The organism is Elstera sp., from assembly GCF_044372965.1.
Classification (GTDB): Bacteria; Pseudomonadota; Alphaproteobacteria; order Elsterales; family Elsteraceae; genus Elstera.
Genome location: NZ_JBILQX010000074.1, coordinates 1 through 15,527 on the forward strand (window position 1 = coordinate 1; position 15,527 = coordinate 15,527).

At 62.2% G+C, this 15,527-nt stretch carries 17 protein-coding genes and 1 pseudogene; 14 read left to right on the plus strand and 4 right to left on the minus strand.

Going from position 1 to position 15,527, the window contains the following annotated elements; genetic code table 11:
* The coding region (locus ACIQ36_RS10855; RefSeq protein WP_395829078.1) for an aldose epimerase family protein at window positions 1–1,047 on the plus strand (1,047 nt) is incomplete at its 5' end.
* Here ACIQ36_RS10855 and ACIQ36_RS10860 read toward each other — a convergent pair.
* Genes ACIQ36_RS10860 through ACIQ36_RS10875 form a run of 4 tightly spaced genes read right to left on the minus strand, consistent with a single transcriptional unit; the run spans window position 1,034 to window position 4,360 of the window.
* On the minus strand, window positions 1,034–1,987 hold the full coding sequence (locus ACIQ36_RS10860; RefSeq protein WP_395829080.1) for a LysR family transcriptional regulator: 954 nt from the start codon (window positions 1,985–1,987) through the stop codon (window positions 1,034–1,036). The genes ACIQ36_RS10855 and ACIQ36_RS10860 overlap by 14 nt on opposite strands.
* A gap of 7 nt (window positions 1,988–1,994) precedes the next feature.
* Complete coding sequence (locus tag ACIQ36_RS10865) at window positions 1,995–2,816, minus strand: sugar phosphate isomerase/epimerase family protein (protein WP_395829082.1); 822 nt, start codon at window positions 2,814–2,816, stop codon at window positions 1,995–1,997.
* Window positions 2,813–3,865 (minus strand): LacI family DNA-binding transcriptional regulator, encoded by a 1,053-nt coding sequence (locus ACIQ36_RS10870; RefSeq protein ID WP_395829084.1) that lies wholly within the window; start codon window positions 3,863–3,865, stop codon window positions 2,813–2,815. Before ACIQ36_RS10870 ends, ACIQ36_RS10865 begins: the two co-directional genes overlap by 4 nt.
* 60 nt (window positions 3,866–3,925) lie before the next feature.
* On the minus strand, window positions 3,926–4,360 hold the full coding sequence (locus ACIQ36_RS10875) for a hypothetical protein (protein WP_395829086.1): 435 nt from the start codon (window positions 4,358–4,360) through the stop codon (window positions 3,926–3,928).
* Between ACIQ36_RS10875 and ACIQ36_RS10880 the strand changes: the two genes are divergently transcribed.
* The 13 genes and pseudogenes from ACIQ36_RS10880 to ACIQ36_RS10940 form a co-directional block, all read left to right on the plus strand.
* Entirely contained in the window at window positions 4,352–4,636 is a 285-nt protein-coding gene (locus ACIQ36_RS10880) for a DUF2264 domain-containing protein (protein ID WP_395829088.1), read from the plus strand. The two genes, ACIQ36_RS10875 and ACIQ36_RS10880, sit on opposite strands and share 9 nt — an antisense overlap.
* A gap of 37 nt (window positions 4,637–4,673) precedes the next feature.
* Window positions 4,674–5,927 carry a DUF2264 domain-containing protein gene (locus ACIQ36_RS10885; RefSeq protein ID WP_395829090.1) on the plus strand — a complete coding sequence of 418 codons (1,254 nt, stop codon included), beginning with the start codon at window positions 4,674–4,676 and terminating at the stop codon, window positions 5,925–5,927.
* Between the two features lie 21 nt (window positions 5,928–5,948).
* Window positions 5,949–6,332 (plus strand): hypothetical protein, encoded by a 384-nt coding sequence (locus ACIQ36_RS10890; protein WP_395829092.1) that lies wholly within the window; start codon window positions 5,949–5,951, stop codon window positions 6,330–6,332.
* Window positions 6,333–6,347: 15 nt separating this feature from the next.
* Window positions 6,348–6,788, plus strand: a pseudogene (gene kduI, locus ACIQ36_RS10895) (5-dehydro-4-deoxy-D-glucuronate isomerase); the annotation flags it as partial.
* Window positions 6,788–7,543 carry a 2-dehydro-3-deoxy-D-gluconate 5-dehydrogenase KduD gene (gene kduD / locus ACIQ36_RS10900; RefSeq protein WP_395829094.1) on the plus strand — a complete coding sequence of 252 codons (756 nt, stop codon included), beginning with the start codon at window positions 6,788–6,790 and terminating at the stop codon, window positions 7,541–7,543. The pseudogene kduI and the gene kduD, both read left to right, overlap by 1 nt.
* Before the next feature lie 93 nt (window positions 7,544–7,636).
* A complete protein-coding gene (locus tag ACIQ36_RS10905) occupies window positions 7,637–8,437 on the plus strand; it encodes an inositol monophosphatase family protein (protein WP_395829096.1) in 801 nt (266 codons plus the stop codon).
* A complete protein-coding gene (locus tag ACIQ36_RS10910) occupies window positions 8,434–9,690 on the plus strand; it encodes an aconitase X (protein ID WP_395829098.1) in 1,257 nt (418 codons plus the stop codon). The genes ACIQ36_RS10905 and ACIQ36_RS10910 overlap by 4 nt, the downstream gene beginning before the upstream one ends.
* Complete coding sequence (locus tag ACIQ36_RS10915) at window positions 9,648–10,097, plus strand: aconitase X swivel domain-containing protein (protein ID WP_395829100.1); 450 nt, start codon at window positions 9,648–9,650, stop codon at window positions 10,095–10,097. The genes ACIQ36_RS10910 and ACIQ36_RS10915 overlap by 43 nt, the downstream gene beginning before the upstream one ends.
* A 60-nt stretch (window positions 10,098–10,157) precedes the next feature.
* Window positions 10,158–10,838 carry a TetR family transcriptional regulator C-terminal domain-containing protein gene (locus ACIQ36_RS10920; protein ID WP_395829102.1) on the plus strand — a complete coding sequence of 227 codons (681 nt, stop codon included), beginning with the start codon at window positions 10,158–10,160 and terminating at the stop codon, window positions 10,836–10,838.
* A gap of 229 nt (window positions 10,839–11,067) precedes the next feature.
* The gene (locus ACIQ36_RS10925) at window positions 11,068–12,291 is read left to right on the plus strand and encodes a Zn-dependent hydrolase (protein WP_395829107.1); all 1,224 of its coding nucleotides are present in this window, start codon (window positions 11,068–11,070) and stop codon (window positions 12,289–12,291) included.
* Window positions 12,292–12,422: 131 nt separating this feature from the next.
* On the plus strand, window positions 12,423–13,754 hold the full coding sequence (locus ACIQ36_RS10930) for an NAD(P)-dependent oxidoreductase (RefSeq protein WP_395829103.1): 1,332 nt from the start codon (window positions 12,423–12,425) through the stop codon (window positions 13,752–13,754).
* A 12-nt stretch (window positions 13,755–13,766) separates the two neighbouring features.
* Entirely contained in the window at window positions 13,767–15,041 is a 1,275-nt protein-coding gene (gene preA / locus ACIQ36_RS10935; protein ID WP_395829105.1) for an NAD-dependent dihydropyrimidine dehydrogenase subunit PreA, read from the plus strand.
* Window positions 15,042–15,146: 105 nt separating this feature from the next.
* The coding region (locus ACIQ36_RS10940) for an ATP-binding cassette domain-containing protein (protein WP_395829109.1) at window positions 15,147–15,527 on the plus strand (381 nt) is incomplete at its 3' end.

The window sequence follows — 15,527 nt, forward strand, 5'->3', positions numbered from 1 at the left end:
CGCCTTTATTGTGTTTCAGCGCGCGATTACGCGCTCGTTTTCGAGCTTGCGGCGGGGGGCGGCATGAGCCGACAGAGGGTTGGAGAAATCGGCGGCCAGCCGGTTGAGGCCGTCACCCTCACCGGCGCTAGCGGGATGCGGGCGAAAATCTTGAGTTTCGGCGCGACCCTTGCCGATCTTTCCTTAGAAACCGCACAGGGGCCGCAGTCGGTCGTTCTCGGCCACGCGGCGCTGTCGGGCTATGCCGATAATCCCGCCTATCTGGGGGTAACGGCGGGCCGCTACGCCAATCGGATTGCGAACGGTCGGTTCTCTTTAGACGGGGCGCGTATCGAGGTGGACCGGAACGAGCGCGCCCGCCAGCATCTTCACGGCGGTGCGCCGGGCATATCCCATCGGCACTGGCAGATCATCGCCCAGACCGACACGATGGTGTCGCTCCAGTTGGCCTCGCCCGCAGGCGACAACGGCTATCCGGGGAATGCGGTCATCACCTGCATCTATGCGGTGCTGGAGCCCGGCACCCTTGCCGTCACCTATTCCGCCCTTTGCGACGCGGTGACGGTGATGAACCTCGCCCATCATTCCTATTTCACCCTCGCGCCGGGGAGCGATATCCGCGACCACCAAATGCAGATCGAGGCGGATTTCTACACCCCCGTGGATGCCGACCTTATTCCCACCGGCGAAATTCGGCAGGTAGCGGGAACGCCTTTCGATTTTCGGGAATTAAGGACGCTGCACCAACCGCCGACGACGCCCTACGACATCAACTTTGTGCTGCGCAAGCCGCTCGGGGTTTTTGGGCCATGCGTAACCTTGGTTGGCCCGGACGGAAAACTTCGGTTGACGGTCGCCACCGACGCGCCGGGAGTACAGGTCTACGACGGCTACGGGCTTGGCGCGCCCCACGGCGCTTACGCGGGCATCGCGCTGGAGCCGCAATTTTTCCCCGATAGCCCGAACCAGCCCCATTTCCCTTCGGCCCGGCTTGCGCCCGGCGCGGTGTATCGTCAGCGCACAGAGTATCGGTTTACGGTTGGATAGGGCGATTGGCCCCCAAGGCCTGCTGAAGCGCCTCAAATACCGCGCTCGCCCCGGGGGAGAGCATTTTATTGCGCAAGCGCACCAGCCCGAAGGGTTCAACCGAAATAACGTCCTTGAACGGCAGCGTGCAGTAGCGATCCGGCGTTTCAAACAGGTTGGCGACCGACCGGACGACAACGGTGATGCTTTGGTTGCGCGCGACGGCAGCCAGCGACATGAAGACCGAGCTGGTTTCCATCACTTGCCGGGGAATGGGCAGGTTTACCGCCTGGAACAGGCTTTCGATCCGCCGCCGCAACAAGGTGCCGCGCGGCTGCAAAACCCACGCTTGATCGACTAAATCATCCAGATTTATCTGAGCGCGCCCGGCCAGCGGGTGCCCCGCGCCAACGACAAAGCAAAGCTCCTCCTCCCCCACCTCTTCGTAGAGGAAGGAGGTGGGGTCGGCCCCCAGAGGAATTCGGCAGACTGCCATATCCAGTTTTGCGTCGAGAAGCTTTTGAATCAGTGTGTCGCTGGTATCGATCTGCACTGAAATCAGCAGGCCGGGGCGGGCATAACGAACGGATTCGACCGCCCCCAGGACAGCATCCACCGCCGGGGCCATCACGGTGCCGATCGTAACAGCCCCGCCTTCACCTGCCATAAGGGCCGAAAGCTCCTCCCCCGCTTGATTGAGTTCGGCCAGAACCATGCGCGCGTGCCGGATGAGCACCTGCCCATACCAGTTTGGCTCCAACCCGCGCGCCAGCCGCTCGAATAGGCGCAGGTCGAGCGCGGATTCAAGATCGGTGAGCAGTTTGGAGGCGGCGGGCTGCGACATGGTCAAAGCTTGAGCGGCCCGATGCATATTGCGGTGATCGTCGATCGCTTGCAGCAGTTGCAAATGCCGAAACTTCAAGCGGGCGCGTAGAAACCAATCGGCCGGGAGCTTTTTCATGGGGTCATCATACCTCCGACCAGAGGGCGCGCATATTCTGCGCCGCATGGGGTAGGGCGATTGCGGCATCGGCAAGCTCAGGGAGCCAGAGCTTTTCCCACTCAAACGAGAGCGGGCCGGTGAAATTGGCGATTTTCAGCAGAGCGAAAGCTTCCCCCAGGGGAACATCGCCGTCGCCTAGCAGCGCGTAACGGTAGCCAAGCCGGTGCGTGGCGTCGGGCCGCGAATCCTTCACGTCGCAGGCGCGGACCCATTTGCCGATCCGTGCCCAGGTTTCGGTGACGGGCTCCTGGGCGAGCCGATAGGGATGGTGAATGTCCCACAGCAGGCCGACGCCAGGATGATCGGTACGGCCCATGACCGCCGCCGCCCGGCGCGTGTCGCTGAAATCATCGTGGGTTTCGAGCAGTACCGTTACTCCGGTGCCCAAGGCGTTATCGGCGAGGGTGCGCAAGCCCGCCGCGACCCGATCTTGCGCGTCGGTCCGCGCCATCCCTGCCGGAACCGGCCCGCCGAACACGCGGATGAAGGGGATGCCGAGAGCCTGGGCGAGGTCGATCATCCCCCGCGCCCCTTGTAAATCAGTCGACCGTGCGTCCGCCAGGCGCACGGAGGTCAGTCGTATTTCTGGGGCAACCCCTGCGTCGGCAAAGCGGCGACGGGTGAGGGGGCGCGCGGTAGGCGCGAATTCGGGCAGGTTCAGTAGATCGAGTTCCCCGGCAACCGCGCGCAGACCGACGCCGCTGAACCCGAAGGCGCGGCTAAAGGCCAGAATCTTGCCGAGGCTTGCCGTTGGGCAGGCGAGCGTGCTGAAAAAACTCAGCCTCACGGGCGTTTGGACCGGGGCGGCCCCACCGACGCGCGCTCGACCAACTCCACCCCGACCGATAGTCGGCGCGAGCAGGGGCTGGGGTCGGCGATCAGGTCTTTCAGCAGGGCGACGGCGGCCCGTCCCATGTCCTCCCGATACACGCGCATTGTGGTCAGCGGCGGGTGCGAATGGTGGGCGATGGTCATATCATCGAAGCCAATCACCGAGTAATCATGCGGCACGCTATAGCCGCGCGCTTCGAGCGCTTGCAGCACACTAATGGCGATCACGTCGGTACAGCAGACGAACCCGGTTGCTGAATCAAGCCTTCCCTGGTCGAAGGCTCGGTGAATAGCGGTTCCGGCTTCGAACTCCTGCATATCATGCTCGTGCAGATCGATGAGATGTTGGGCGGGATCGTAGGCAATGCCGGCTTCGGCAAGGGCGTCGCAAAACCCATCCAGACGGCGAAGGCGGGAAATTCGGTGCTTGCGCGTGATATGCACCAGATTGCGGTGCCCCGCGTCCAGCAACCGCTGCGTTGCAAGCCAACCGCCGAAGCGATTGTCCGGCGTGATGCCCGACAGGCGCATCATCCGGTCCATGCCGTTGACAAGCACCGTGGGAATGCCCGAGGCAACGATGGGCTCTACTACCTCCGGGCCGTCCAAGCCGAGCATCAGTAGGGATTGCGGGGCCGAGGTTGCCAGCAGATCTTCGATTTCGGCTCGGCTCGTCGCTTCATTGCTCGGCAGCAGCCGGACGTTGGCGGTGAGTTGAGCCGATGTCGCGGCGTCCAGCATGCCGCGCATCACTTCTTCATAGAATTGACCGGAGGCAAAAAAGGCGGCGGGGGTTGCGATGGTGACACTGCCGATGCTGCCCGCTGGCGCCTCCGCGCGGGCCGATTTCGGCGCATAACCCATTTGATTGGCGATGGCCCACACGAGTTCCCGGCTTTTCGTGCTGACGCCGATGCGGTTGTTCAGCACTTTCGAGACGGATGCGACCGAGATCCCGGCTTCGCGGGCGATGTCGCTCAATGTTGGCGATAATTTCTCAACCATATCCGCCGCCTGCTCGCAGGGTCATAGCCCCACGTCTTACTCTGGAAATCCGAGCATCCCTTACCAGAAGAAATGCCGATGGCCCAGCGCGCGCATCAAGGCTTCCATGAAGTAGTAATCACCATAGGGTAGCATCGTATCGTTCAGCCCGCGCGGAATGTGGGACGCCCCATGTGCCAGCATGCCATGCGCTTTCGGGTCGGCGGTGAGATCGCAGGTTTCCAGCAAACCGTTCAACGGCCGGTCGCCGAAAGCCGTCCAGCGCTCGGCTTCCTCCCCCGGAACTTGCGCCGCGATAAGATAGGCCCCCGCCGCCATAATGGCTGCCGCTGAGCTTTCGCGAAAGGCAAGGGCCGGGTCGGTGACGCTGAAATCCCAAACTGGGACTTTATCGGAGCCCATCAAGGCTTCGGCCTTGGCGGCGAGGCGTTTGGCGATGGCTAGATCGGCGGCGTTCCCCGTCGTTAGCGCGCATTGCGCATAGCCGTGGATCATCCAGGCCTGCCCGCGCGACCAGCAGCTGCTGTCGATCAGCGTCTTGTCGAAATGGCGGCAATTGGCCTCGCGTTGCGGCTGGTGCCGGATAAAATTTGGGCGCCCTTGACCCCCGTGCAGCGCGACCGGGCGGCGGCTTATCTCACCCAGGCGCGGGCGTTTGCCCATGTCGACAATAATTGGAAGTTCTTCCGCTTGATGCTGGATATGGGGTTGAAGACGGTCGGTATCCCCGTCGATCAAGCCTCACACGATTTCCTATGCCCAGGAGCTTGAGGGCTTCTATTTAGGCGATGGCTGGTATCGCGACGGTATGGCGCGGCAGATCGATTATTACATTCCCTTCGCGTTCCATTTCTACGGGCTGACCCTGGCGGCGCTCGGCGAGACAACCGAATTCACCGCGCGCTACCGGGAGCGCGCCCGCCTATTCACCCAGGATATGGCCCATTGGTATGCGGATGATGGCCGCGCGCTCGCCTTCGGTCGCTCCATGACCTATCGCTTCGCCAATGCCGGTTTTTGGGGTGCGCTGGCGCTCGCGGGCGAAGAAACCTTGCCGTGGGGCGTGCTCATGGGGTTTTTCCTGCGTCAGTTGCGCTGGTGGGGTGCCAAGCCGTTTGCGGCGCGCGACGGGGTTTTGCCGGTGGGTTACGCCTATCCCAATCTGCTGATGTCCGAGAATTATAATTCCGGCGGCTCGCCCTATTGGGCGCTCAAAGCCTTTCTGCCGCTGGCCTTGCCCGAAACCCACCCGTTTTGGGTGGCGGAAGAAGTGGCAGCGCCTGCGGTCGCGGGGCCGGTGGCGCAAAAGCATCCCGGCTTTTTGCTCACCCATCCGCCTGGCGACGTGATTGCACTCGCCTCGGGGCAGCAGAACCAAGCCATGCGGTTCGGGGCGGAGAAATACGCCAAATTCGCCTATTCCGCCCGCTACGGTTATTCGGTGGAAAGCGACGAGCGTGAGTTTTTCGACCGGGTTTACGATAGTGCCCTGGCCTTTTCCGATGACGGCAAACATGGCCGCGTCCGCGAGGCCAACGAGGAAGCTTCAATTACGGGCGATACGCTCTATGCGCGCTGGCGGCCTTACCCCGATGTGTTGGTCGAAAGCTGGACCTATTGGGACGGCCCATTTCAAATCCGCCTGCATCGTATCGACACACCGTGCGAAGTGCACATTATCGAAGGCGGTTTCGCCGTGCCGCGAAGCGAACCGTTTGCGGATCGGATCGAGGATCGGGCTGGGCAGGCGTTGATCGAAACACCGGACGATATTTCGGCCATTCTCGATCTGGGATCGAGCCTTGCCCGCGTCGGCCTGAACCATAAGGCCCCGCCGAATACCAATCTGATCGCGCCGAAAACGATGGTGCCGCAGTTGCGGGCCACCCTTCCGGCGGGCCGCCACCTGCTCGCCTGTGCCGTCATCGCCCAGAAGGATAAGGCGGCGGTGCGCGCGGCGCTCGCCCAGCTCCCGGCGCTGCCCGATCTTGCCGCGCTCGACGCAAAAATCCGCACCCACGGCGTCCAGGTCTCGGCCATGACCGGCGAGGCCCAGCGCTAACCCCCTTTATGGAGATGTTTTATGGACAATCGCTACGCGGTCCATTTCGACCATGCCGAACGCATGGGCACGGCCGAATTGCGGCAGAATTTTTTGGTGGAAAGCCTATTCGAGCCGGGCGCAGTGAAGGCCGTTTACACCCATTACGACCGTTTGGTGCTGATTGGCCTTTGTCCGCTGGCAACCCCCTTGAGCTTGGGGGCGGAGCTTGCGAAGGCGGCAGGCGCGGCGGATTTTCTCGACCGGCGCGAGCTTGCCGTCCTCAACATTGGCGGGGGCAGTGCGCGCATTACGGCGGATGGCGAAACCTTCACGCTGGAGAATGAGGACGCGCTTTATATCGGTAAAGCTTCAACGGGCGTGAGTTTCGCCTCGGTCGATCCCGCCCATCCGGCGAAGCTCTAAGCCGTTTCGGCGGGGGCGCACGCCAAATTTCCGAACCGGAAAGTCACCAAGGCCGAAGCGGCACCGCAGCCGATGGGCAGCGCCGAAACCGCTAACAAACGCACGATCAACAAATATATTCACGATGGCTTGATGCCGACGTGTCAGCTCGTCGTGGGCCTCACGCGCTTCGAGCCCGGCAGCGTTTGGAATACCATGCCCCCCCATACCCACGACCGGCGCATGGAAGCCTACCTCTATTTCGATATGCCGGAGGATCGGCTCGTCGTTCATCTCATGGGCCGCCCGGAGGAGACGCGCTACCTGATCGTGCGCAATGAGCAGGCGGTGGTTTCGCCGCCCTGGTCGATCCATGGTGGCGCGGGCACGGGGGCTTATGCTTTCGTTTGGGCAATGGCGGGTGATAATCAATCCTTCAGCGACATGGATCATATTCCCATTCAGAGGCTTAAATAATGGCCAATCACTTCGACTTGACGGGAAAAGGCGCGTTGGTAACGGGTGCCCGCACGGGGCTCGGGCAGGCAATTGCGCTGACCTTGGCGGAGGCGGGGGCCGATATCATCGGCCTTGGCTCCTCGCCGATGCCTGATACGGAAGCCGCCGTTCGGGCATTGGGCCGCCGCTTCATTGGGGTGGAGCAGGATCTGACCCAGCCCGCCGATTTCGCCGTCCTCGTGGCGCGGTTGGAGCGGGAGGCGTTTCCCATCGACATTCTGGTGAATAATGCGGGCAATGTTCGGCGGGCCAATCTGCTGGAGTTCAGCGAGGCCGATTGGGATGCCGTCACGGCGGTGCACCAGCGGAGCCTATTCTTCCTGAGCCAGGCCGTGGCGCGCTCGATGGTCGCGCGCGGGTTTGGGCGGATCATCAATATCGCGTCGCTGCTATCGTTCCAGGGCGGCATTCGCGTGCCCGCCTATACCGCCGCCAAACACGCGGTCGCCGGGATTACCAAAGCGATGGCGAACGAGCTTGCTCCGCTGGGCGTGACGGTGAATGCCATCGCCCCTGGCTATATGGAAACCGATAATACGGCGGCGCTTCGCGCCGATCCGCAGCGGCAGCGGCAGATTTTAGAGCGCATCCCGCTCGGGCGCTGGGGCGTGCCGGAGGATCTGGCGACGGCGGTCTTGTTTCTCGCGGCCCCCGCGTCGGGTTATGTCACAGGCACGATTATTCCCGTCGATGGCGGTTGGTTGGCGCGATAAGGAGGCGGAATCGGGCTATCGTCGGTCGGCGCAATCTGCAAAAATGCGCAACCCTTCAGAGGGTTAACCTTTTTGGATGAAAGATTTCCGATTATGCCGACCCCGGCCGACCTGACCCTTCGCTATGCCGCCGCCCTTGGGATCACTCGGGAAGCGGGCGATAAAGCCGCCGATTTTTTCCGGCGTCGGCACGAGTTGGTCATCGAGCATAAAGGGTTGCAGGATGTGGTGAGCATCGCCGACCGGGCGGCAGAAGATCATATCGTCGGGGCCCTGCGCGCACTGTTCCCTGAGGATCGGATTTTGGGCGAGGAAGGCGGGTTTCAGGGCGGCGACGGTGCGGGTTGCTGGATTATCGACCCCATCGACGGCACCGCCAATTTCCTGCGCGGCATTCCCCATTGGTGCGTTTCGGTGGGGTTTATGGTCGGAACGACCTTGGAAATTGGGCTGATTTACGATCCGATCGTGGGGGAAATGTTCACCGCTCGGCGCGGGCAGGGGGCGTTTCTGAACGGGGCCAAAATTTCCGTAACCGGCGAGACCGACCCATTGAAGGCGCGCTTCGGCATTGGCTTTAATTTCAAAGCCTCCCCCGCGCTTACGGTTGAAACCATCAACCGGTTGGTCGCGGGCAAGAGCGAGTTTATTCGCGCAGGCTCGGGCTCCTTGGGTCTCGCCTATGTCGCGGCGGGCCGCTCGGATGGCTTCTGGGAAAAGCACATCAACGCCTGGGACGTTGCCGCCGCGCTGCTGATGATCACCGAAGCGGGCGGCCGAGTGAATGATTTTCTGGCGGGCGATGGGCTAAAGACGGGCGGCGAAGTGATCGCTGCAACCCCCGGCCTATTCGATCACCTCGCGACCGCATCGGGGTTCGGGCGGGAGGAGTGAGCGTGTCCCTCAAGCTCACCGCGAGCGATGAGGCCTTACGAAACGGCGAGGGCGGAGCCGCCGCCGCCGCCGCCATGGCGATTCTCACGGCGTTTTCCGAAGCCTTGGGGGCCGGAGCGCTCTTGGATATCTCCCGCGCCCATATCGATGGCTGCCTCTATCACGGTCAGGTGAGCCTCGATTTCGTTGATAAACTCGTTGCGGGCGGGGGCCGGGTGCGGGTGCCGACGACGTTGAACGTCGGCTCGCTCGATCTTATTCACCCCGAATTGGTGTTGCTATCGCCCGAAGAGCAGAGCCCGGCGCGGCGGCTGATGCAGGCCCATGAGGCCTTGGGCTGCATTCCCAGCTTCACCTGTGCGCCCTATCAAACCCTCTACCGACCCCAGTTCGGCGAGCAGATCGCTTGGGGCGAATCGAACGCGATTGTGTTTGCGAATTCGGTGATTGGCGCGCGCACGAACCGTTATGGCGATTTTATCGATCTCTGCTGCGCGCTGACAGGCCGCGCCCCCGCCTGGGGGTTGCATCTCGACGAAAACCGGCGGGGCGAGATCCTGTTCCGGCTAACCGGCTTTCCGGCGTCCCTAGAGCCGGCCGACGGGCTGTTTGTCGCCGTTGGGCTGCTCATCGGGGCCGCGAGCGGCGAGCGCGTGCCGGTGATCGACGGGTTGCCGACCCCGCGCGACGAGGACCAGTTGAAAGCCCTTGGCGCGGCGGCGGCCTCGGCGGGGGCGGTCGGGCTGTTTCATGCGGTGGGGATCACCCCGGAAGCGCCGACGCTTTCGACGGCTTTCGGTGGGCGCGCGCCTGCGGAGATTATTGAGATCACCCCGGCGGATGTGCGGGACGCGCTGGCGCATCTTTCCACCGTGCCCGATGGGGTGGCCCTGAGCGCGGTTTGTCTCGGCACGCCGCATTTTTCCGCCGCCGAATGGGACCGACTGATTCCGCTCCTGCGCGCGGCGGCTCCCAACAAAGGCATTCCGATTTACGTGAATACGGGCCGGGCGACGTTGGCGGCGCTGGAAGCTTCCGGCGCGCTCGCGGGTTTGGAAAATTTTGGCCTAATTCCGGTCGCCGATACTTGCACCTATATCACCGCGATTCTGCAAAAGCTCGATGGAGTGGTGATGACCAATTCGGGCAAATGGGCCCATTACGCGCCCGGTAATCTCGGCGTGCAGGTGGCTTTCGGGGAGCTGGAAGAGTGTATCGCCTCCGCCGTTGCCGGGCGGGTGGTGCGCCGATGATCCGGGACGGGCGGGCCTATGCGGCGGGGGAGGCGGAGGGATTGGCTATCGTCCTTACCGATCCGCTCAGCTTTTGGGGCGGGGTTGCGGTGGCGACGGGGGAGATTATCGACCGTTCGCACCCGCAGGTGGGGCAAAGCCTAGCGGGGAAGATTCTGGTGATGCCGTGTGGGCGTGGCTCCTCCTCCTCATCGTCCGTTCTCGCGGAATGTCTACGCCTCGGCACGGGGCCGCTTGGGATTCTATTGGCGCGGCCCGATCCGATCCTGACCGTGGCGGCGCTGGTAGCGGAATCGCTCTACGGCCTGCGCTGTCCGATTTTGGTGGCTGACATCAATGGGATTGCCACCGGGGATCGGCTGCGGCTGGCGGCGATGGGGGGGAGCGCGCAGGTAATGCGGCTCTAACGGCGAAATTCTTACCGATACAATTGCTGTTGCCGCGCGACCTGTGGAATGATTGCCCGCATGGATACCCGCCTGCCCCCGCAGCCTTCGGCTGACCCGACCCCCCTTGCTGCCGCGACCGACTCCCCCCCCGCCGGGCGCCGGGGACGCGCGCGCTCCGAGGCCGAGATTCTGGCGGTGGCCGAAGAGGTTTTCGCCACCTATGGGCTGCATGGGGCGACCACGGCGAAAATCGCCGAGCGGGCGGGGATTCCGAAAGCCAATATCCATTATTATTTCAGCACCAAGGAAGCGCTCTACCTGCGCGTGCTGAAGGATATTCTGGAAGAATGGCTGTCGGCGGCGGCCTTTGATGCCCATGATTCGGCCCGCCCGGCGCTGGAATCCTACATTCGCGCCAAGCTGCATTATTCGCGCGTCCGGCCCCAGGCGTCAAAGGTTTGGGCGAATGAAATTTTGAACGGTGCGCCGCTGATCCGCAAACATTTGGAAGATCGGTTGCTGGCCTGGGTCGATGCCAAGGCCTCGATTATCCAAGGCTGGATCGACCGGGGTGAACTTGCGCCCGTCGATCCGCGCCACCTGCTGTTTACGATTTGGGCAACCACGCAGCATTATTCGGATTTTGCCACCCAAATCACCATTCTGCTGCGAAAAGAGGCGCTGGAAGACGCGGATTTCGAGCAGGCGGCGCAGTTGCTAACCCAGATGGTCCTCGGCGGTCTCGCCAAACCCTTATAATGATGCTCTTGACCGTTTGGTCAGAAACTGGTCTGCTTTTTGCTCAACAGGAAGTGTTGGTGAAAAGCGCGGGCGTTAGACCGGCGCGGCCAACGATGGGTTTCGAGCGGGAGTAGGACAGCGGGGCATCGCCCCGAACGGGCAGGCTTGCCCGGCTGCCCCCTTCCGCAGGTTTGGGATTACGGCAGGGAGCAGGCCCGTGGCAGAGAGTGCAAAAGATCGGTCGAACATGGCGGTCAACGAGGGCCGCCTGTGGCAAAGCCTGATGGACATGGCCCAGATTGGCGCGACGGAAAAGGGCGGCGTCTGCCGCTTGGCCCTGACCGACCTTGACCGCGAGGGCCGTGATCTTTTCGCTAAATGGTGTAAAGAGGCGGGCTGCACCATCTCCGTTGATAAAATGGGCAATATTTTCGCCCGCCGTCCGGGGAAGAATAACGATTTGCCGCCGGTGATGACCGGCAGCCATTTGGATAGCCAGCCCACGGGCGGGAAGTTCGATGGCGTCTATGGCGTGCTCGCGGGCCTCGAAGTCGTCCGCACGCTGAACGATTTCGGTATCGAGACCGAAGCGCCCGTGGAAGTGGCGGTGTGGACGAACGAAGAGGGCAGCCGCTTTGCTCCGGCGATGGTGGCCTCGGGCGTCTTCGCGGGCGTGTTCGATCTGGACTATGGCCTGTCGCGCGCCGATCTCGACGGCAAAACCATGGGCGAGGAATTGCAGCGCATCGGCTATGCGGGCGATTTGCCCGTCGGCGGGCGTCCGGTGGGGGCTTATTTCGAAGCCCATATCGAGCAAGGCCCGATTCTGGAAGCCGAAACCAAAACGATTGGCGTCGTCACCCACGCGCAAGGCCAGCGCTGGTATGAAGTCACCTTGACCGGCCAGGAGGCCCACGCCGGGCCGACGCCGATGGAAATTCGGCACGATGCCCTGGTTGGGGCGGCGAAAATGGTGGTCGAGGTCAACCGCATCGGCCTGTCGCACAAGCCCTTTGGCCGGGCGACAGTTGGCTTGCTCAACGTCACGCCCAATTCGCGCAATACCATTCCCGGCAAAGTGTTCTTCACGATCGATTTCCGCAATCCGAACGAAGAGGCGCTGACGGCGATGGACGCGGAAATGCGCGCCTCGGTCGCCAAAATCGCCGCCGAGCACGGGCTAACCGTCGATCTCGTGCAGATTTGGCACTCGCCGGTCGTGACCTTCCACGATAAATGCGTCGGCGCGGTGCGCAACGCCACCCAGCGCTTAGGCTTCTCCAGCATGGAAATCGTCAGCGGCGCGGGGCATGACGCCTGCTACATCAACCGCGTCGCACCCACGGGCATGATTTTCATCCCCTGCGAAGACGGCATTAGCCATAACGAAGTCGAAAACGCCACGGCGAGCGACTGTGCGGCGGGCTGCAATGTATTGCTGCATGCGATGGTCGAAGCGGCCTCGGCGTAAATCGAAAATCTTGACTAAATGGTCAATTTTTTGCTTGACCGTTTAGTCAAACAATAACATCCTTCAAATAATCACAATAAACATCAACAGGGTTCGAAGTCATTTCGCAGAAGCGGAAGACGGAGGGGTTCATGAAGGATTTGGTGGATATTACCGCAGGCCGCCTGTCGCCAGGGGTTCTTGCGGAGAATTTCGGCGACGCGCACCCGCCGCTCACCCCGGCGCAAGCGCTGGTCGAGGCGGATCGCTGTCTGTTCTGTTACGACGCGCCCTGTGTGGCGGCCTGTCCGACGGGCATCGATATTCCGAGCTTTATTCGGAAAATCGGCACGGGCAATTTGAAGGGCTCGGCCACCGATATTCTGTCGGCGAACATCATGGGCGGCATGTGCGCCCGCGTTTGCCCGACCGAGATTCTGTGCGAGCAAGCCTGCGTGCGGAACACCTATGAAGATAAGGCCGTGCAAATCGGCGCACTGCAACGGCGGGCGGGCGATTGGCTGTTCGAACAAGACGTGCAGATTTTCACCCGTGCCGCCCATACGGGCAAGCGCGTGGCCGTGGTCGGCGGCGGTCCAGCGGGCCTCTCGGCGGCCCATAAGCTCGCCAGCCTCGGCCATGATGTGACGGTTTATGAAGGCCGGGCCAAGCTCGGCGGGCTGAATGAATATGGGATTGCGGCTTACAAGACGCCCCATGATTTCGCTCAAAAGGAAATCGACTATATCCTCGCCATCGGCGGCATTACCGTTGTCACCGACTGGAAACTCGGGCGCGATGGCTCGCTAGAGGATCTCCAAAAAGGTTTCGATGCGGTTTTCCTCGGCCTCGGTTTGGCCGGGGTGAATGCGCTGAATGCGCCGGGCGAAGAGTTGCCGGGCGTGGAAAATGCGGTCGATTTCATCGCCAAACTGCGCCAGACGGCGGACCTTGCGCAACTTCCCATCGGGCGGCGCGTGGTGGTGATCGGTGGCGGCAATACCGCCATCGATGCCGCGACCCAGGCGAAACGCCTCGGCGCGGAAGACGTGACCCTCGTCTATCGGCGCGGCGTCGAAACCATGACGGCAACCCCGGTCGAGCAGGAATGGGCGCAGACCAACGGCGTGAAAATCAAACATTGGGCCAAACCCGTGAAGGTTGAGGCGACCGATGGCATGGCGAGCGGCATTACCTTTGAATATACCACGCTGACCGGCGGCGCTGTGACGGGGACGGGTGAGACCTTCACCCTGGCCGCCGATCAAATTTTCAAAGCCATCGGCCAAACCTATGCCGAACCGGAATTTCCGGGGCTGGTGCTGGAGAAGGGTCGCATCAAGGTCGATACCGACCGGCGCACGTCGCTGCCGAACGTGTGGGCGGGCGGCGACTGCGTTGCGGGCGGGCAAGATCTTACGGTGGCCTCGGTCGAGGACGGCAAACAGGCCGCGCTCTCGATCCATGCGACCTTGACGGCTTAGGGGGATAGAGCAATGGCTGACTTGCGCACCAATTTCGCCGGAATCAAATCGCCGAACCCCTTCTGGCTGGCCTCGGCCCCGCCGACGGATAAGGCCTATAACGTTATCCGCGCCTTTCAGGCCGGGTGGGGTGGCGTTGTGTGGAAGACGCTGGGGGAAGATCCGCCCGTGGTCAACGTCACCTCGCGCTACGGCGCGTGGCACGATGGCGACCGCCGGGTGATGGGCTTCAATAACATCGAGTTGATTACCGACCGGCCCCTTGCGGTTAACTTACGGGAAATCAAGGAAGTAAAGCGCGATTGGCCCGACCGGGCCATGATCGTATCGCTGATGGTGCCCTGCAACGAAGACTCGTGGAAAAACATCCTGCCGCTGGTGGAGGAAACCGGCGCGGATGGGATCGAGCTGAACTTCGGCTGCCCGCACGGCATGTCCGAACGCGGCATGGGCGCGGCAGTGGGCCAAGTGCCCGAATATGTCGAAATGGTCACGCGCTGGTGCAAGCAGTACACGCGCATGCCGGTGATCGTGAAGCTCACGCCGAATATCTCGAACATCCTCGGCCCGGCGCGGGCGGCGAAGGCGGGCGGGGCCGATGCGGTATCGCTCATCAATACGATCAACTCGATCATGAGCGTCAATCTCGACAAAATGGCCCCAGAGCCGGTGGTCGACGGCAAGGGCACCCACGGCGGCTACTGCGGCCCGGCGGTTAAACCGATTGCGCTGAACATGGTGGCGGAAATCGCCCGGACGATGGACACGCGCGGCCTGCCGATTTCGGGTATCGGCGGCATCACGACGTGGCGGGACGCGGCGGAGTTCATGGCGCTGGGCTCGGGCTCGGTCCAGGTTTGTACCGCCGCGATGGTCTATGGCTTCAAGATCGTCGAAGACATGATTGATGGGCTCTCCAACTGGATGGATAGCCAAGGCTACGCCAAACTCGATGATTTCGTCGGCAAGGCCGTGCCGAATGTCACCGACTGGCAGTACCTGAATATCAATCACGATCTGAAGGCGCGGATTAATCAGGATCTGTGCATCTCCTGCGGGCGCTGCCATATCGCGTGTGAGGATACGTCGCATCAGGCGATTGCCAAGGAGAAGGACGGCAAGCGGTACTTCGAGGTGGTCGATTCGGAATGCGTTGGCTGTAACCTGTGCATGATCGCCTGTCCGGTGCCCGATTGCATCACGATGGAGGCGGTGGATACCGACCGGCCTTACGCCAATTGGACGACGCACCCCAATAATCCGATGGCAAAAGCGGCAGCGGAGTAGGGTAAACGGGCATAGGCTTTACACGGCCTATGCCCGTTCTTCTTTTCGGATAGACTTGCTAGGGTGGTGACGGCGCGAATGCAAAAGGTGATGCGGATGGACGATATGAGCGGGGCCGCAAGCGGTTCCCCCAAGGCGGCGGACGCGCAGGCGGTAGTGGAAATTGCCGATCTGTCGCTGGTCTATCAAACCGCCGACCATCCGGTTACGGCGCTGTCCAATGTCAATCTGACCATCAATAAGGGAGACTTCGTTTCTTTCATCGGCCCCTCGGGGTGCGGTAAGACCACGCTAATGCGGGTTGTTGCCGATCTCGAGCACCCGACCTCGGGTACGGCCCTGGTCAATGGCGGAACCCCGGAGCAGGCGCGGCTCGACCGGGCCTATGGCTACGTCTTCCAAGCCCCGACGCTCTACCCGTGGCGTTCGGTTGAGCGCAACGTGATGCTGCCGCTCGAAATTATGGGCCTACCGAAAGCCGATCAG